Below are 16,966 nucleotides of genomic sequence, written 5' to 3' on the forward strand. Positions count from 1 at the left end.
GCGCCGCCTGGCCCTTCCCGGTCGTCAGAATGCGTCGACCAACGCTCTGCCGCATTCGTCCAGGCTCAGCACCCGATCCGTCAGACCGGCCTCGGCCACCGCGGCAGGCATGCCGTAGACGGTCGAACTGGCCTGGTCCTGGGACCATACGGTCGAACCGTTCTGTTTCATCAGCCGTGCACCTTCCCGTCCATCCGCCCCCATCCCCGTCAGAACGATGCCGAGATTACTGCCCGGGTTGGCGCGCTCGGCGGTGGAGAAGGTGACATCCACGCTGGGCCGGTAATGCAGCTCGGGAGGGCTCTGGCTGATACGCACACGCAACGCACCGGGGCTGCCTTCCACGCTCATCTGCAGGCCGCCCGGCGCCAGCAGCGCCACGCCTGGACGCAAGGCCGTCTGATCCTTGGCCTCGCGTACCTCTATCTTGCACAACCCGTTGAGACGTTCGGCGAATGCCGGCGTAAACGCGGCCGGCATATGCTGGATCAACAGCAGTGGCCGGCTGAAATCGGCCGGCAGGGCCGTGAGTACTTTCTGCAGCGCCACGGGGCCGCCGGTCGACGTGCCGATCAGCACCAGCCGGCATTGCGTCAGTTTGCCGATCCGGCCGTGCGGCGCCGGCGTTCGCACCGGCGCACGAACAGGCCGCGCGCCGGCCGTCCCGAGCGGGGGTGGCGCCGGCCGACGTCGCGCCAGCGTCTTGACGCGCTGGCAGAGCACGCGACCCACCTCCGTCCGATCCCGCGCGATTTCCTCGAACTGTTTGGGCAGGAAATCGGCCGCGCCGGCATCCAGCGCGTCCAGCGTCGCCTTCGCGCCTTCGTGCGTCAGCGAGGAAAACATCAGAATCGGCCGCGGATGACTGGCCATGATCTGTCGCGCGGCGGAAATGCCGTCCATCACAGGCATCTCGATATCCATGGTCACGATGTCGGGCTTGTGCTCGGCCACGCTGGCCACCGCCTCTCGGCCATTGGTGGCGACCGCGACCACTTCGATTTCCGGATCGGATTCCAACATGCCACGCACGGCGCGCCGGAAGAAGGCGGAGTCGTCGACCACCAAAACACGTACTTTCATTCTCAATCCTTGCAATCAGAGATGCCGATGCCGGGCATGGGGTTCAGGCCACCATTCCGCGTGAACGCATGAGTCCCGGCAAATCCAATATCAGGGCCAGATGGCCGTCGCCTGTAATCGTCGCGCCGGCGTATCCGGGTACGTTGCGCAGCCCCGGCCCCAGCGGCTTGATGACGACCTCCTCCTGCCCCAGCAATTCGTCGACCACATAACCCACGCGTCGATTGTCGACATAGGCGACCACCACGTGCCCAAGCGGGTCGACGCCAGCGGCGCCCCGCCCGCCCTTGAGTCCCAGCCATTCGCCGAGGCGCACCAGCGGAAGCGCCTTGCCGCGCACCAGCACGACCTCGCGATTGTCGACGATCTTGGTCTGGGTAAGGTCCAGATCCAGAATTTCGCCGATCGAGCTGAGGGGAATGGCGAACGGACGCTGCCGGATCTTGACCATCAAGGTCGGCACGATCGCCAGCGTCAACGGCAGGCGAATGCGAATGAGCGTGCCTCTGCCTAGCACCGAATCGATTTCGATGGCGCCATTGAGTCCGGCAATCCGCGTCTTGACCACATCCATGCCGACCCCGCGCCCGGAAACGTCGGAGACCTGTTCCTTGGTGGAGAACCCGGGCCGGAAAATCAGATCGAAGGATTCAGTGTCGGTCATCCGCTGCGCGAGGGTTTCGTCTATGAGCCCTTTCTCGATCGCCTTGGCACGCAGGACCGACGCATCCATGCCCTTGCCGTCGTCTTCGATCACCAGGAGAATATGGTCGCCCTGCTGCGCGGCCGACAGCACCAGGCGCCCCTTGGGCGGCTTGCCCTGGGCACGGCGGTCTTCCGGCATTTCGATGCCATGGTCGACGGAATTCCGCACCAGGTGGACCAGTGGATCGGCCAACGCCTCCACGAGATTCTTGTCGAGCTCGGTCTCCTCGCCACGCAGTTCGAGATCCACTTCCTTCTTCAGGCTCTTGGCCAGGTCGCGCACCACGCGGGGGAAACGGCCAAACACCTTTTTGATCGGCTGCATGCGCGTGTGCATGACCGCCACCTGGAGATCCGTGGTTACCAGCTCGAGGCTGGAAATCGCACCGGCCACGGTTTCATCCTTGATTTGCGTACCCAGGGTCACCAGGCGGTTGCGCACCAGCACCAGCTCCCCGACCAGATTCATGATGTCGTCCAGTCGCTTGACATCAACACGCACGGTACTTTCCGCCGCAGGCGCCGCGGCTGCCGGTGCCGGGGCGCGGGCGGTTGGCGCGGGTGCGGCACCCTTGGCCGTTTGCCTGGACGCGTCTCCGGTCTCTTCCTTCGGCACCACCGTTGCGGCTGGAGCGGGTTCCGGCTCGGCCGCCACTTCGGGTTTCGCAGGCACCGTATCCTGCGACGCAATCACACCCGCCTTTTGACCCGGAGAAGCCCCTTTGCCATAAAGCTGATCGAGCAAGGCATCGAACTCGGCCTCGCTGATCTCGTCGTTATCGGCGGCCGCGGCGCCGGGTGCCGGGGTCGGCGTAGCGGGCGGCGGTGCACTCACGGCACCGGTATGCTTGCCCTGACCATGCAGTTGATCCAGCAGCGCCTCGAATTCGTCGTCGGAAATTTCGTCGCTGGCCGCTGCGCCGGACGCAGGCTCCGACGGCATCTCGCCCGTCGCATCGAGCATGGCCTCGAAGGCGGCATCCGCATCGTCGCCGGAGGCCGGCGGATCGACATCGGCCGGCGGCTCCGGGGGGGCAGCTTCCACACGCTGCGCGCCGCCGGCCGGCGAAACGCCCGCGACCAGATCCGCAAGACGACGCATGAGTTCGTCTTCGGCCGGCTCCGGCGCGACACCGCCACGCAGGTTGTCGAACATCACGTTCAACGCATCGAGCACGGCGAGGATGACGTCCATGAGGTCGCCGTCCACCGTGCGCTCACCCTGGCGCAATTGATTGAACACGTCCTCGGCGTGATGGCACACGTCAACCAGCGGCGTGAGTGCCAGAAAACCGGCGCCGCCCTTGATCGTATGGAAACCGCGAAAAATCGCGTTGAGCAGATCGGCATCCGCTGGATTCTGCTCAAGCTCGAGCAATTGCCCGCCGAGCCCGTCGAGGATCTCGCCGGCCTCGACCAGGAAATCCTGCAGCAGTTCGTCGTCAGCACCCATGCTCATGTCGTCTCCTGGGCCCTTTGGGGAATATGGTTATCATGCGTGCGGCCCGCGCACGACGTTCAGAAGCCCAGGCTGGAGAGCAGGTCATCGACTTCGTCCTGCCCGCTCACGATACCTGCCTTGTCCACGCCGGGAACGGCGGGGCCGAAACCCTTGCCGCTGGATTCGTCGGCTGGCGTTTCAGCAACCTGCTTGCCCTCCATCTTCAGAAGGCGCTCGCTCGCCACCTTGACGATACCGACCAGACCCTCCTCGACCTCCTGCACCAGTTCGATCACCCTGCGGATCACCTGACCGGTGAGATCCTGGAAGTCCTGAGCCATCATCACATCCGAAAGCTGAGTGGAAACGGCCGAAATTTGTTGTTTGACATCGGCCAGAAAGTCGTCCAGAGACCCGCCCAGCTCACGGAACTCCTCCACGCTCAACTCCCGCCGCTTAAACTTGGACCAGCCCTCGGAAAGGGACTCGGCACGCTGGCTCAGCTCCGTCAGGCGCGGCATGCTGTCTTCGATCGCGTTCAGTGTGCGATGCGCCGCCTGCTCTGTCAGCGTAACGACATAACTGAGCCTTTCTTTAGCGTTGGGGATTTCCTCATGCGTGATTTCGATCACCCGCGAGTCGAGCCGGAAATTGTTCAGTGCCTCGTGCAGATCGCGCGTGAGCCGCCCCAACTCGTTGAAAAGCGTTCGATCCTGTTGCACGCCCAGCGATGACAGCAAATCGCCGACCGGTCCTTCGTCGCCAGCTTCCAGGGCGGACACGAGCAGGCGCGCCAGCACCAGTCGGTCGTCGTTGCCCGGTCCACCCTGCTTGTCGTCCTCGTTCTTATCCACGGCTGCGTCTCTCCCGTATCCGCCTCAACCTTCGATTCGCTCAAAAATCTTGTCGATCTTTTCCTTGAGCGTCTCAGCGGAAAAGGGTTTGACCACATATCCGTTAACGCCGGCCTGCGCCGCCTCGACGATCTGATCGCGGCGTGCCTCGGCCGTCACCATCAGCACCGGCAGCTTGGCCAGCTTCGGATCGGCGCGCACGGCCTTGAGCAGCTCGATGCCTGGCATGATCGGCATGTTCCAGTCCGTCACCAGAAAATCGAATTTCCCCGATTGCAACATCGGCAGCGCCGTGCTGCCATCGTCGGCCTCGGCTGTATTATTGAAACCCAGCTCTCGCAGCAGGTTTTTGATGATGCGCCGCATCGTGGAAAAATCGTCCACGATGAGAATCTGCATGTTCTTATCCACGAAAACACTCCTTGAGATTCAACCTGCCTAACCCCGGCGGCACCATCAGGTCCGCCAGTCGACCATCCTCGCCCGCAACCGCATCAGTGCCTGGCTGTGGATCTGTGACACTCTCGATTCCGACACGCCCAGCACCTCCCCGATTTCGCGCAAGTTCAGTTCCTCGTCATAATACAGCGACAGCACCAGGGCCTCGCGTTCCGGCAACGAGCCGATCGTCCTGGCCAGCGCCTGCCGGAAACGCTCGCCCGAGAGCTGATCGAACGGCCCGGACATTCGCGCATCCCCGGTACGGGCGCCATCGTGCCCGTCCTCATCCTCACCGTCGCCGAAGGCCTCCTCGAAGCTGAAGACCTGATACCCCGTCGCTTCGCGCAGCAGCCGGTGGTATTCCTCCAGCGACACGCCCATCTCGCTGGCGACTTCAGTCGCGCGGGCGGCGCGCCCGAGCCGATTTTCGACCGTTCTGAGCGCAGACGATATTTCACGCGCCTTGCGATGCACGGAGCGCGGCGCCCAATCGTTTCGACGCACCTCGTCGAGCATGGCGCCGCGCACGCGGATACCCGCATAGGTTTCGAAGCTCGCACCCTGCCCGGCATTGTAATGCTTCGCCGCCTCGATCAAACCGACGATTCCCGTCTGCACCAGATCGTCCAGCTGCACGTTCGGCGGCAGGCGGTGAATCAGGTGGTAGGCGATCCGCTTGACCATGGGGGCATGCTCGGCCACCAGGCGGTCGACATCGGCGGCCTCGCGCACAGGGTACATATTCAATCCGCCCACTGCAGGTCGGCAGGCGCCGGCGCATGCACCAGACGCTCCACGAAAAACTCCAGATGCCCACGCGAACCCATCTGCCTGGGTAGATTATCGGCCTTGGCTGCCAGATTCTTGAATGCCCTGCCGGCCGGACCGCCAGGATAGAGCTCGACTACCGCCGCCTGGCGCTGCACCGCCTGCCGCAGCAGCGGGTCTTCGGGCACGGCGCCGAAATAATGCAGGGTCACATCGAGAAAACGGCTGCACACCGCCGCCATCTTGCGGTACAGGGCGCTGCCCTCCTGCTCGTCGCGAACGCGATTGGCCAGCACGTGGAAGCGCTCGATCTGATGTTCGCGGCTGAGCACCTTGATCAGTGCGTAGGCATCGGTCATCGAAGCAGGCTCGTCGCAGACGACCACGATCACGTCCTGAGCCGCGCGCGTGTAACTGACCACGTCCTCCGAAATACCCGCAGGCGTATCGACGATCAGCACGTCCAAGGGCAGGCTCAATTCGCTGAAGGCGCGAATCAGACCGGCATGTTCCGCCTGGGTGAGATCGGCCATGTGCGAAATGCCGGACGCCGCCGGCACCACGTGTATGCCGCGTGGGCCGCTGACCAGAATCTCGTCGAGCGTGCATTCACCGCTCATCACGTGGGAAAGATTGACCCTCGGCTGCAGGCCCAGCATGACGTCCACATTGGCAAGACCGAGATCGGCGTCCATGAGCATGACCTCGCGGCCGCGACCCGCCAGCGCCACTGCGAGATTGACGGATACGTTGGTCTTGCCGACGCCGCCCTTGCCGCTGGCCACCGCCATCACCCGCACCGGCCGCGACTCGCGCACGCGCTTCAAGCCTTCGGCCTGGTCCACCGCCTCACCCGACATAAGCATATCGATCGCTTCCCATGTGTTGTCCCCGCCTGCCGTTCGCCGACGGCTCTCTTTCCCGGCGTTTGACCAAGGCCAGCGCCTGGCTGACGATGCGCTGCACTCTGGCCGGCTCGAGATCTTCGGCCACCCGCTGCCCCGTACCCAGATAACTCAGCGGCAGACCGGCGCGTATCAATGCCGACAGCGACGGACCCAGGGCCTCGGCTTCGTCGAACTTGCTCAGGATCGCGCCGCTGAGCGGCACACGGCCGAAACGGCGCGCCGTCTCGCCGAGCACGTCGCGCGCGGCGTTGGCGGCCAGGACCAGATACAGACGCATCTCGGGGATCGCGGCCAGGGCCTGCAACTCCGCCGCCAGCCGCGCGTCGCGCGGCGCAATGCCGGGCGTGTCCACCAGAATCAGTCTTTTGTCGGTCTGTCCGGCGATGACCTTGGCCAGCGCATCGGCGTCGTCCGCCTGGTACACAGGTACGCCGAGCAGCTGACCCAGGGTGTTCAACTGGGCCTGCGCACCAATTCTATAGCCGTCGGTGCTGACCAGCGCCACCCGCCCTCGGCCATGACGAATGAGATGGCGCGCCGCCAGCTTGGCCAGCGTGGTGGTTTTGCCCACGCCCGTGGGGCCGACGAGCGCGACCACGCCGCCTTCCTGCACAATTTCGTCGTGGCCGACCGCCAGCCGACTTCCGAGTGCCTGGAGCCCCTGACGCCAGGCTTCGCGATCGTCGCTCGCCGCACTCGCCCTTGCGGACAGTTCCCGCGCCAGATCGGGATCGACGCCCATACGTTCGAACTGCCTGACCACCTCCGCGCGCCTGGGATGTTCGCGCGCGAACTCGCGCCAGGTCAGTTGCGAGAGCTGGTTTTCCAGCAACCCGCGCATCGAAGCCAATTCGCGCTGCAGTGCCGCCACGGTCCGAGCATCCGCCCGCCCGTCCGCAAGCCCGGCAGGCGATGCCTGCGCGGGCACCTGTACCGCCGCCTCGGCGTGCGGCCGCTCGACCGGGTCGGCCTCGGACGACGGCTCGCTTTCGGCATGCGGCGCCATATCGGGCGCGGTGATGGGCGCGATCTCGCGCGCCGCGCCATTGACCCATTCGGCATCGAAATCGACGGCCGCGACCAGTTCGATACCGCCCTCGACTCGCCGGCTCGACAGAATGACCGCATCCGCGCCCAATTCGTCGCGTACCAGACGGATCGCCTGACGCATCTCGCTGGCCACAAAGCGCTTGATTTTCATGCCGTCGCTTCCTCGTTGAATCGTCCATCAACGGGCTTCCCGCCCGCATTCGCCCCGCCCCTACCCAAGGGCCGCATCCCTTCGCCGCCGACCGTCGGCTTCAACGGTTGCCACCCAGGGTGGCAATGACGCGCAGGCGCTTGTTCTCCGGTATTTCCGTAAATGCCAGCACGTGCAGTCCGCGAACCGTCGGCCTCAACCATTTGGCCAGCCATGGCCTCAGATCCGGGGACACCACCAGCACCGCGGGCTCTCCCGCCAGTTCCTGCCGATGGGCCGCTTGCGCCACCGCCTGCCGGACCTGTTCGGCCAGACCGGGTTCCAATCCCAATCCGCCGCCCTGCAGTGACTTTTGCAATAATTGTTCCAGTGCAGGATCCAGGGTCATGAGCTTGAGTTCATCCGCGGCCCCGTAGATCTGCTGGACGATCGAACGACCCAGTGCGGCGCGCGCCGCCGCCGTCAAGGCGTCAGGGTCTTGACTCTTGGTGGCCTGCTCCGCCATGGATTCGGCGATCGAGCGCAGATCGCGGATAGGCACTTCCTCGGCCAACAGGTTCTGCAACACCTTGAGCACGATACCGAGCGGCAGCGGCTTGGGCGTCAGGTTCTCGACCAGCTTGGGCGCGCTTTGCGCCAGCTTGTCGAGCAGATGCTGGACTTCCTCGTGGCCGAGCAGTTCCTGCGCGTGCGACTGCAGGATCTGACTCAGGTGAGTCGCGATCACGGTGGCCGGATCGACCACGGTATACCCCAGGGTCTGCGCCTGATCACGATTGCCCGGATCGATCCACACCGCCTCGAGCCCAAAGCTCGGATCGCGCGTGGCAATACCCTCCACCGCGCCGAATACCTGCCCGGGATTGATCGCAAGCTCGCGTTCCGGATACACCTCAGCTTCACCCACGGGCACGCCCATCAGACTGATGCGGTAGGTGTTCGGGCCGAGATCGAGATTGTCGCGGATGTGCACGGGATGGACCAGGAATCCGAGTTCCTGGGAAAGCTTGCGCCGCACGCCCTTGATGCGCGCCATCAGCGCGCCGCCCTGAGCCTTGTCCACCAGCGGAATCAGGCGGTAACCAACCTCCAGGCCGATCATGTCGACCGCCGCCACGTCGTCCCAGGACAGCTCCTGCGCCTGCGGCTCGGCGGCCTCGGCCACGGCCTCGCGCTGCTCGGCCTGCTCCGCTTCCTGACGGCTGCGCGTGATCAGATACGCGCCGGCCACCAGCAGACCGGCAAGACCCAGAAAAACGAGGTTCGGCATGCCGGGCACCAGGCCAAGCAGCCCCAGCACGCCGGCGGTGATGTAAAGCGCGCGCGGATTGGCGAACAGCTGCGACATCACCTGCTCGCCCATGTCCTGGGCCGCCGATACGCGCGTGACGATGATCGCGGTCGCCGTCGACAGCAACAGCGAGGGTATTTGCGCCACCAGGCCGTCGCCGATGGTCAGCAGCACATAGTTGTGCGTTGCCGCCTGCAGGCTCATCCCGTGCTGCACCATGCCGATCACGAGGCCGCCGATGATGTTGACGAACAGAATGATGATGCCGGCGATGGCGTCGCCGCGGACGAATTTGCTGGCACCATCCATCGAGCCGTAGAAATCCGCTTCGCGCACCACTTCCTCGCGGCGGCTGCGCGCATCGTCCTGCGTGATCAGCCCGGCATTGAGATCGGCATCGATGGCCATCTGCTTGCCCGGCATCGCATCCAGGGTGAAACGCGCGCTGACTTCGGATACGCGCCCGGCACCCTTGGTCACCACCACGAAATTGATCACCACCAGGATGGTGAACACCACCAGGCCGACGGCATAGTTGCCGCCCACGACGAAATCGCCGAAGGCCTCGATCACATGGCCGGCGGCGGCCGTGCCGGTATAGCCGTTGAGCAGCACCACTCGCGTCGAAGCGACGTTGAGCGCAAGCCGCAGCAGCGTGGCGACCAGCAGCACCGTGGGGAACACCGCGAAGTCGAGCGGGCGGTTGGCGTAGACCGTCACCAGCACAACCACCATCGACAACGCGATATTGAAGGTGAATAGCACGTCGAGCGCGAAAGGCGGCATCGGCAGCGTGATCATCGCCAGCATGGCGAGCAGCACCACCGGCACGCCCAGGCCGAAACGGCTCAGCCCCCGCAGCGTCCCCAGCGTACCGCTACCGGCGTCGGCCATCAGTCAACCCTCCCGTCGGGCGCGACGGCCAGCTCGGCCGGCACCTCGATTTCAGGCGCCGCCTCGGCGGTGGCCGCGCCGGCCTTGAGCTGGTAGACGTAGGCGAGCAGCTGCGCCACGGCGATATACAGGGCCGCCGGCACCTCATCGTTGAGCCGCGTGTGGAAATAGATGGCGCGCGCGAGACCGGGGGCGGACTGCACCGTGACGCCGTGCTCTGCGGCCACTTCCCGTATCCGCGCGGCAACCTGATCCCGCCCCTTGGCGATCACGCGCGGCGCGCGCATCCGTTCATGGTCGTATCGCAGCGCCACCGCGTAATGCGTCGGGTTGGTCACCACGACGTCGGCCTTGGGCACTTCCTGCATCATCCGGCGCTGCGCGATTTCGCGCTGCAACTGACGCTGACGGCGCTTGACGTCCGGTTGCCCCTCGGTTTCCTTCGACTCGTCACGGATTTCCTGGCGCGTCATGCGCAACTGCTTGGCGTGCTGCCAGATCTGGAACGGCGCGTCGACCGCGGCGATCAGGATCATGCTCGCGGCGAAGGCCAGAAACGACCAGCCGACCATGCGTCCGGTCTCGATCAGTGCCGGGTGCAGCGAATAGCTGCCGAGCGCCAGCAATGGCGGACCCTCGAACCACAGCACGATGCCGGCGACCACCGCCACCACCAGGAATTTCACCAGGGCCTTGGCCAACTCCATCAGGCCGTTGACCGAAAAAACCCTGCCCAGCCCGGTCAGCGGGTCGAGCCGGTCCCAACGGAAACCGATGGCCTTGAAGCTGAAGCTGATGCCGCCCAGCACCACCGAAGCCAGCAGAGCTGCCAGTGCTAGCAGCAGCAGCAGCGGTGCGACCAGGCGCAAGGCCTGCGCCACGGCGCCGGTCAGCGCCGGGTACAGCGCCCCCGGATCCATGATCAGGGAACGGTCGAGCGTCAGGCTGCTGCGCATGGACTCCATCAACCCTTGCGTCAGCATCGGCCCCATCGCCAGCAGCCCTCCCGCAGCCGCGATCAGCACGGCGGCGGTGACCAGCTCGCGCGAGCGCGCGACCTGGCCGCGCTCGCGCGCCTCCTGCAGGCGCTTGGGTGTGGCCTGTTCCGTGCGTTCCTGGAAATCGTCGCGTGCCATCGGCTCAGCCTCCCAGCACGCGCGCAAGCAACATGAAGGTCTGCCCCATCAGATGCGAAAACTGCGGCACCAGCCCCGGCAAGGTGACCAGGATAAGCACGAAGCCGAGCATGATGGTCATCGGAAAACCGACGGCGAAGATGTTGAGCTGCGGCGCGGCGCGGGTGATGACCCCGAATGCGAGATTCACCAGCATCAGCGCCGCCACCGCGGGCAACGCCACCATCAGACCGAGCCCGAACATGTGCGTGCCCCAGGTGGCGACGCGCCAGAAGCCGTCGCGATCGATGCCGATGAGGCCGACGGGCAGCCAGTGGAAGCTGCGCACGAGCATGTCGATCAGCAGCAGGTGGCCGTTGAAGGCCAGAAACAGCAGTGTGCCCAGGATCACGTAGTACTGACTGACCACCGGTACCGTGACGCCGTTCTGCGGGTCGACCAGGGTGGCGAAGCCGAGCCCCATGCTCAGCGCGACGGACTGCCCGGCGATAACCAGCGTGGAGAACAGCATTTGCACGATCAGCCCCATGGCGACGCCGATCAACACCTGATAGGCGGTGACCAGCGCGCCCTCGAGGCTGACCGGATCGATCGCCGGCACCGGCGGGATGAAACCGTGGATCGCCCAGGCGAGCATCAGGGCCAATGCGAGACGCACCCGTACCGGTACCGTGTTGGCGCCGAACATCGGTGCCGCCAGCAACATGGCGCTGATACGGATGAAGGGCCAGATGATGCTGCCCACCCATGCCGCCACTTCGCCTGTCGTCACGGTCATCATCGCGCCTCAGCCGATCAGCCCCGGAATGCTCATGAACAACTGGCGGGTGTAATCGACCAGCAGGGTCAGCATCCAGTGTCCCGCGATCGCCAGCGCGAAGGCCGTGGCGATCAGCTTGGGAATGAAGCTCAGGGTCATCTCCTGGATCTGCGTGGCCGCCTGCAGCATGCCGATGAGCACGCCCACCACCAGCGCCGTGAGCAACAAAGGCGCCGACAACAGCATGGCCACCTTCATCGCCTCCTGGCCCACCGTCAAAATCGTGTCGGAAGTCATCTCTCCCCCCATCAGTGATAGAAGCTCGACGCGAGCGTGCCCATGATCAGCGTCCAGCCGTCGACGAGCACGAACAGCATCAGCTTGAAGGGCAGGGAAATGATCATTGGCGACAACATCACCATGCCCATGGACATCAGCGCGCTGGCGACCACCAGATCGATGATGAGGAATGGGATCAGGATCAGGAAACCGATCTGGAACGCCGTCTTGAGTTCGCTGGTGACGAAGGCCGGCACCAACAGGGAAAAAGGCACATCCGCCGGCTTCTCGAATTTGCCGTGACGGGCGATGCGCGCAAACATCGCCAAATCCGCTTCGCGCGTCTGCCGCAGCATGAAGGTGCGGAAGGGCTGCGCCGCCTTCTCGATCGCCGCCTGCGCCGGCAGTTCCCCTGCCATATACGGCTTGACCGCCTGCTGGTAGGCCGTCGTGAACACCGGCGACATGATGAAAAAGGTCAGGAACAGCGCCAGGCCGACGAGAATCTGGTTCGAGGGCGTCTGGCTGGTGCCGAGTCCCTGTCGCAACAGGGCCAGTACCACGATGATGCGCGTGAACGAGGTCATCATGATCAGCGCCGCCGGCAGGAAGCTCAGCGCCGTCATCACCGCAAGCACCTGGATGCTCACGGAATAGGTTTCCGCACCCTTACCGCCCGGAGTCACCGTCAGCAGCGGCAGCGAGCCCACCGGCGCGGCGTTGACCACGAAGGGCAGCAGCGCAAGCCCCAGCAAGGCAAGCAGGCGCAGTGCGGTCTTCATGTCGCCCTCCGGCCGGCCAGCGCGCTGGCAAGGCGGGCCTTGAAGCCGCCGGCATCGCTCTCGTCGGTCGGCGATGGTGACTGCAGCGGACGGGGCAATACATGCAGGCGGCTGACCCGGCCGGGTGCCACCCCCACCAGCACCTGCTCATCACCCACCTGCAACACGATCGCCCGCTCGCGCGTGCCCAAGGACACCGCCGCCACCACGCGCAACTGCCCCTGAACCGAGCCCTGCAACCGGTTGACGCGCTTGAGCAGCCACAACAGCGCCACGATGGCCGCCACCACCACCGCCAGCCCCAGAAACATCTGCACGAAATAGCCGGCGCCCACGGCAGGTACCGCGGCGCCCGGCACGGCCGTATCGCCGGCACTGGCCGATGCGGGCACGAGACCCGCGGCCAAGAGTATCCAGCGTGTCGCCATCTGCTTCACCGCAGTTTACGCACGCGCTCGGCGGGACTGATCACGTCGGTCAGGCGGATGCCGTATTTCTCGTTCACGACCACCACCTCGCCATGCGCGATCAGCGTGCCGTTGACCAGCACATCAAGCGGCTCTCCCGCCAGGCGGTCGAGCTCGACCACGGACCCCTGATTGAGCCGCAGCAGGTTGCGGATCGGCAGGCGCGTGCGGCCGATCTCCATCGACACACTCACCGGCACATCGAGGATCACGTCAAGATTCATGTCGCCGCCGAGCTCGACATCACGCGCACCCAGTTCGCCGGTCGCATCTTCGAGCTGGCCGAAGGCGGCCTTTTCGTAATCCGTTTCCGGCTGGGCGCCCTTGCCGCCCGCCGCATCCTCGGCCGACTTGTCGCCCTCGCCGCCCGAGGCCTGCGCCTGTTCGGCCAGCGCTTCGGCCCACGGATCGCCGCCGGCTTCGTCCTGCTCCGGCTCGTTGGTGTCTGCACTCATCTGCTTGCCCCCTGAGGCTAGTAGTCGCGTTTCACGTGTTCGGTCACTTGCACCGCGTTGTATCCCTGGTGCGTGCCGAAATGCCCGCGCAACACCGTCAGTCCTTCCGAACGCAGGGTGACGGTCTTGGGCATTTCAAAGGGAATGATGTCGCCGGGCTTCATGCGCAGGATTTCGCGCAGCGATAGCTCGGTCTCAGCCAGCAGACCGACCACCTCCACCGGCGCCTCCGCCACTTCGCTGCGTAGCGCGCGCAGCCAGCGATCATCGACCTCCGAGCGATCGCTCTGGATACCCGCATCGAGCACGTCTCGAATCGGCTCGACCATGGAATACGGCATGGTCACGTGCAGGTCGCCGCCACCGCCCTCGAGTTCGATGTGAAAGGTCGAGACCACCACCACTTCGGTCGGGCTGACGATATTGGCGAATTGCGGATTGACCTCGGAATTGAGGTATTCGAAGAACAGGGGCATGACCGGCGCCCAGGCTTCCTTCATGTCCTTGTAGCTGAGGTCCAGCATCATCTTGACCACCCGCATTTCGGTCGGCGTGAAGTCGCGGCCCTCGATCTTGGCCCGGAAGCGCCCATCGCCGCCGAAGAAGTTATCGACGGAGATGAACACCAGTTGCGGGTCGATCACGAACAAGGCCGTCCCGCGCAGCGGGCGTATGCGCGTCAAATTGAGGCTGGTCGGCACGAACAGGCCGCGCAGATACTCGGAAAACTTGAGGATGCGGATACTCTTGACGCTGATCTCCGGCGCGAATCGCAGCATGTTGAACAAACTGATGCGGAAGTGGCGCGCAAAACGCTCGTTGATCATCTCCAGGGTCGGCATGCGTCCGCGGACGATGCGTTCCTGGCTGGTCAGGTCGTACTCGCGCGCGCCCTCATCCGCTCCTCCGTCCGGAGTGGTGTCGACACCGCCATTGTCGACGCCATGCAGCAGGGCGTCGATTTCCTCCTGGGACAGAACGTCATTCGTGGCCATGGCCGAGTGTCACTGCATCACGAAATTGGTGAAGTAAACCTGCTCGATCAAATGCTTGTCGCCCGAATCCTTAAGCACCGCATTGATGCTCGCGAGTACCTGCTTGCGTAGGGCCTCCTTGCCTTCCGGGGTACTGACCACCGCATATTTCTGTCCGCTCAGCAGGCTGATCAGGCGATTGCGAACCGCTGGCATGTTTTCCTTGACCGCGTCGATCGCCTTCTGGTCGCGTGCCATGACGTCGATCCCCAACTGCAGGAAGCGCACCGGCTGGTCCGGACCCAGATTGACGACCATCGCGGGTTCGATGGACAGATAGATCGCGGGCTTCTTCGGCGCCGGCGCCTCCGCTTGTGCTGTTTCGCCCTTGTGTGCCTTGCTCGAGAAGGCGCCGGTGAAAAACAACGTCGCCCCGATGCCCAAGCCCAGCACCAGCACCACGACAACCGAAACGATCACGATGAGCTTGACCTTGGATCCGCTCTTCGCCGGCTGTGCTTCCTCTGCCATCTTCAAATCTCCTGGTTCGATTAGCCTTGAATGCCGCGCGTGATCATCGGGTTCGCGACGCCTGCGCACAAACACAAGCAAACTCCGAGCCACACCCAATAATAGATTTATTAATCAAATAGATAAAAACGCACCACAGAGCCGGACAACTCCGAGCGCCAAAATACCGGCGGCCTGGCCCGTGCGGCTTGCCTGACGCCGCGCGGGCCGGACTGCCGCTAAATGCGGAACTGACCGATCAGCGACTGCAGCTGGGCCGCAAGACGGGCCAGTTCCTCGCTGGCGCTCGCGGTCTGTTCGGAACCGGCCGATGTCTGCTGGGTCACCTGGCTGATATTGTTGACGTTGCGGTCGATCTCGCTCGCCACCGATGACTGCTCCTCGGCCGCACTCGCGATCAGGGCATTCATGTCGTTGATCCGGGCCACCGAGCGCGTAATCGCATCCAGCGACTGATCCGCCGCCCGTGCCTGCCCGACGCCGGCGTGGGCCCGGTCGCGGCCGCTGTCCATGACCGTGACCGCATTTCGGGCACCCACCTGCAGGCGCTCGATCATGCCACGGATTTCCTCCGTCGAATCCTGCGTGCGCCTGGCCAGCGTGCGCACCTCGTCCGCCACCACCGCGAATCCACGGCCCTGCTCGCCCGCGCGCGCCGCCTCGATCGCCGCGTTCAGCGCCAACAGGTTGGTCTGCTCCGAGATTCCGCTGATCACCTCCAGCACGCGACCGATCTGCTCGCTGTCGCTTTCGAGCGCCTGTATGACCTGCGCCGCCTGCTCGACTTCCGTGGCCAACGCGTCTATCGCCCCGACCGTCTGTCCGACCACCTGACGGCCTTGCCGCGCCTCTCCATCGGCGGCCCGGGCCGCCTGTGCCGCCTCATTGGCATGCCGGGCCACTTCCTGCACCGTCGCCGACATCTGGTTCATCGCCGCCGCCACCTGGTCCGTTTCGCTCTGCTGCCGGCGGACATGCCCGCGCGTCTCGTCGCTGGTCGCCGAGAGCTCCTCCGCCGCCGCCGCCAGCTGCGCCGTCGAGCCCGACACCTGCCGGATAAGCTGCTGGATACGATCCACGAAGCGATTGAAGGCGCGCGCCAGCGCACCCACTTCATCCTCGCGATGTTCGTCGAGTCGCTGCGTCAGATCGCCCTCGCCCGCCGCAATCTCGGCCAGCCGTTCGGTCACCAGCCCCAGCGGGCGCGTTACCGACCGCCCGAGCCAGGCCACGAGCAGGAGGCCGATGACGAGTGCCGCCAGGGCCACCAGCCCGTATTGCAGCATCTGCGCCTGGAAGGCCTGTTCGAGGTCGACCAGATAGAGCCCCGAGCCGATCACCCAGCCCCAGGCGGGCACTGCCGTCACGTAGGCCACCTTGTCCACCGGCTGCGTATGCCCGGGCAACGGCCAGACGTAATGGATGAAACCGCTTCCCTTGCGCTGCACCAGATCGACGATATCGTCGTAGACCGGCTTGCCGTTGGCGTCCTTGAACCCGCTCAGATCGCGGCCGTCCAAGGCGGGCTTGATCGGATGCATCACCATCTGCGGCTGCATGTCGTTGATCCAGAAATAGCCGTATCGGCCATAGCGAAGACTCGCCACCGCCTTCATCGCCTCCTGCTTGGCCTGTGCTTCGCTCATCTCGCCAGACTGCACACGGTTGACGAACCCCTGCACGAGACTGGCCGCCGTCTGAACCTCGCGCTGAACCTGCCCCTCGCGCTCCGCCAGCATGTGGCGATCGGCATCCCAGAGACTCAGCGCCGTGGTCGCGACCAGCAAAAGCATGAAGGCCACGCCCAAGAAATAAAGCCGTCCCTGAATGGTGTTCATCCGCGCCCACAATCCCGGTGAGCCGTACTGCTGATACGCTGACATGATTTCCTCGTGGTTGTGTGATCTTGTCGTAGAGAGGGCGTATGGAACAATCGTCCGCGCCAAAGCGCGCGCAGCCGCCGCCCCATGTGGGGCGGCGGCTGCGCGCGGGTGTC

General features: G+C 64.8%; 17 protein-coding genes. All 17 read right to left on the reverse strand.

Features of this window, described 5'->3' with window-relative positions; translation table 11 throughout:
* Positions 1-24: 24 nt before the first annotated feature.
* A complete protein-coding gene (locus tag THPRO_RS04320; protein ID WP_038092298.1) occupies positions 25-1,083 on the reverse strand; it encodes a protein-glutamate methylesterase/protein-glutamine glutaminase in 1,059 nt (352 codons plus the stop codon).
* 43 nt (positions 1,084-1,126) lie between these two features.
* Positions 1,127-3,247, reverse strand: coding sequence for a chemotaxis protein CheA (locus THPRO_RS04325; RefSeq protein ID WP_065089275.1), 2,121 nt, complete (start codon positions 3,245-3,247; stop codon positions 1,127-1,129).
* Between the two features lie 59 nt (positions 3,248-3,306).
* On the reverse strand, positions 3,307-4,083 hold the full coding sequence (locus THPRO_RS04330; protein ID WP_038092300.1) for a protein phosphatase CheZ: 777 nt from the start codon (positions 4,081-4,083) through the stop codon (positions 3,307-3,309).
* Positions 4,084-4,107: 24 nt separating this feature from the next.
* The gene (locus tag THPRO_RS04335) at positions 4,108-4,482 is read right to left on the reverse strand and encodes a chemotaxis response regulator CheY (RefSeq protein ID WP_038092303.1); all 375 of its coding nucleotides are present in this window, start codon (positions 4,480-4,482) and stop codon (positions 4,108-4,110) included.
* A gap of 57 nt (positions 4,483-4,539) precedes the next feature.
* Positions 4,540-5,265 (reverse strand): RNA polymerase sigma factor FliA, encoded by a 726-nt coding sequence (locus THPRO_RS04340; RefSeq protein WP_065089276.1) that lies wholly within the window; start codon positions 5,263-5,265, stop codon positions 4,540-4,542.
* A gap of 2 nt (positions 5,266-5,267) precedes the next feature.
* Positions 5,268-6,152, reverse strand: coding sequence for a MinD/ParA family protein (locus tag THPRO_RS04345; RefSeq protein ID WP_145930716.1), 885 nt, complete (start codon positions 6,150-6,152; stop codon positions 5,268-5,270).
* Positions 6,142-7,401, reverse strand: coding sequence for a flagellar biosynthesis protein FlhF (gene flhF / locus THPRO_RS04350; RefSeq protein WP_052064578.1), 1,260 nt, complete (start codon positions 7,399-7,401; stop codon positions 6,142-6,144). The genes THPRO_RS04345 and flhF overlap by 11 nt, the downstream gene beginning before the upstream one ends.
* Positions 7,402-7,501: 100 nt before the next feature.
* Positions 7,502-9,586 carry a flagellar biosynthesis protein FlhA gene (gene flhA, locus THPRO_RS04355; RefSeq protein ID WP_065089277.1) on the reverse strand — a complete coding sequence of 695 codons (2,085 nt, stop codon included), beginning with the start codon at positions 9,584-9,586 and terminating at the stop codon, positions 7,502-7,504.
* Positions 9,586-10,722: a flagellar biosynthesis protein FlhB gene (flhB, locus tag THPRO_RS04360; RefSeq protein ID WP_065089278.1), complete on the reverse strand. Its 1,137-nt coding sequence runs from the start codon at positions 10,720-10,722 to the stop codon at positions 9,586-9,588. The genes flhA and flhB overlap by 1 nt, the downstream gene beginning before the upstream one ends.
* Before the next feature lie 4 nt (positions 10,723-10,726).
* Positions 10,727-11,500 (reverse strand): flagellar biosynthetic protein FliR, encoded by a 774-nt coding sequence (gene fliR, locus THPRO_RS04365; RefSeq protein ID WP_038092386.1) that lies wholly within the window; start codon positions 11,498-11,500, stop codon positions 10,727-10,729.
* Positions 11,501-11,509: 9 nt separating this feature from the next.
* A complete protein-coding gene (gene fliQ / locus THPRO_RS04370; RefSeq protein ID WP_038092309.1) occupies positions 11,510-11,779 on the reverse strand; it encodes a flagellar biosynthesis protein FliQ in 270 nt (89 codons plus the stop codon).
* Positions 11,780-11,790: 11 nt separating this feature from the next.
* Positions 11,791-12,543, reverse strand: coding sequence for a flagellar type III secretion system pore protein FliP (fliP, locus tag THPRO_RS04375; RefSeq protein WP_038092312.1), 753 nt, complete (start codon positions 12,541-12,543; stop codon positions 11,791-11,793).
* Entirely contained in the window at positions 12,540-12,971 is a 432-nt protein-coding gene (fliO, locus tag THPRO_RS04380) for a flagellar biosynthetic protein FliO (RefSeq protein WP_038092388.1), read from the reverse strand. Before fliO ends, fliP begins: the two co-directional genes overlap by 4 nt.
* A gap of 5 nt (positions 12,972-12,976) precedes the next feature.
* Entirely contained in the window at positions 12,977-13,465 is a 489-nt protein-coding gene (gene fliN, locus THPRO_RS04385; protein WP_145930692.1) for a flagellar motor switch protein FliN, read from the reverse strand.
* Positions 13,466-13,482: 17 nt separating this feature from the next.
* Positions 13,483-14,460 carry a flagellar motor switch protein FliM gene (gene fliM, locus THPRO_RS04390; protein WP_038092319.1) on the reverse strand — a complete coding sequence of 326 codons (978 nt, stop codon included), beginning with the start codon at positions 14,458-14,460 and terminating at the stop codon, positions 13,483-13,485.
* Between the two features lie 9 nt (positions 14,461-14,469).
* Positions 14,470-14,970, reverse strand: coding sequence for a flagellar basal body-associated FliL family protein (locus THPRO_RS04395; protein WP_052064580.1), 501 nt, complete (start codon positions 14,968-14,970; stop codon positions 14,470-14,472).
* A 218-nt stretch (positions 14,971-15,188) separates the two neighbouring features.
* On the reverse strand, positions 15,189-16,853 hold the full coding sequence (locus THPRO_RS04400) for a methyl-accepting chemotaxis protein (RefSeq protein ID WP_082954436.1): 1,665 nt from the start codon (positions 16,851-16,853) through the stop codon (positions 15,189-15,191).
* Between the last annotated feature and the right edge of the window lie 113 nt (positions 16,854-16,966).

The organism is Acidihalobacter prosperus (assembly GCF_000754095.2).
GTDB lineage: Bacteria > Pseudomonadota > Gammaproteobacteria > DSM-5130 > Acidihalobacteraceae > Acidihalobacter > Acidihalobacter prosperus.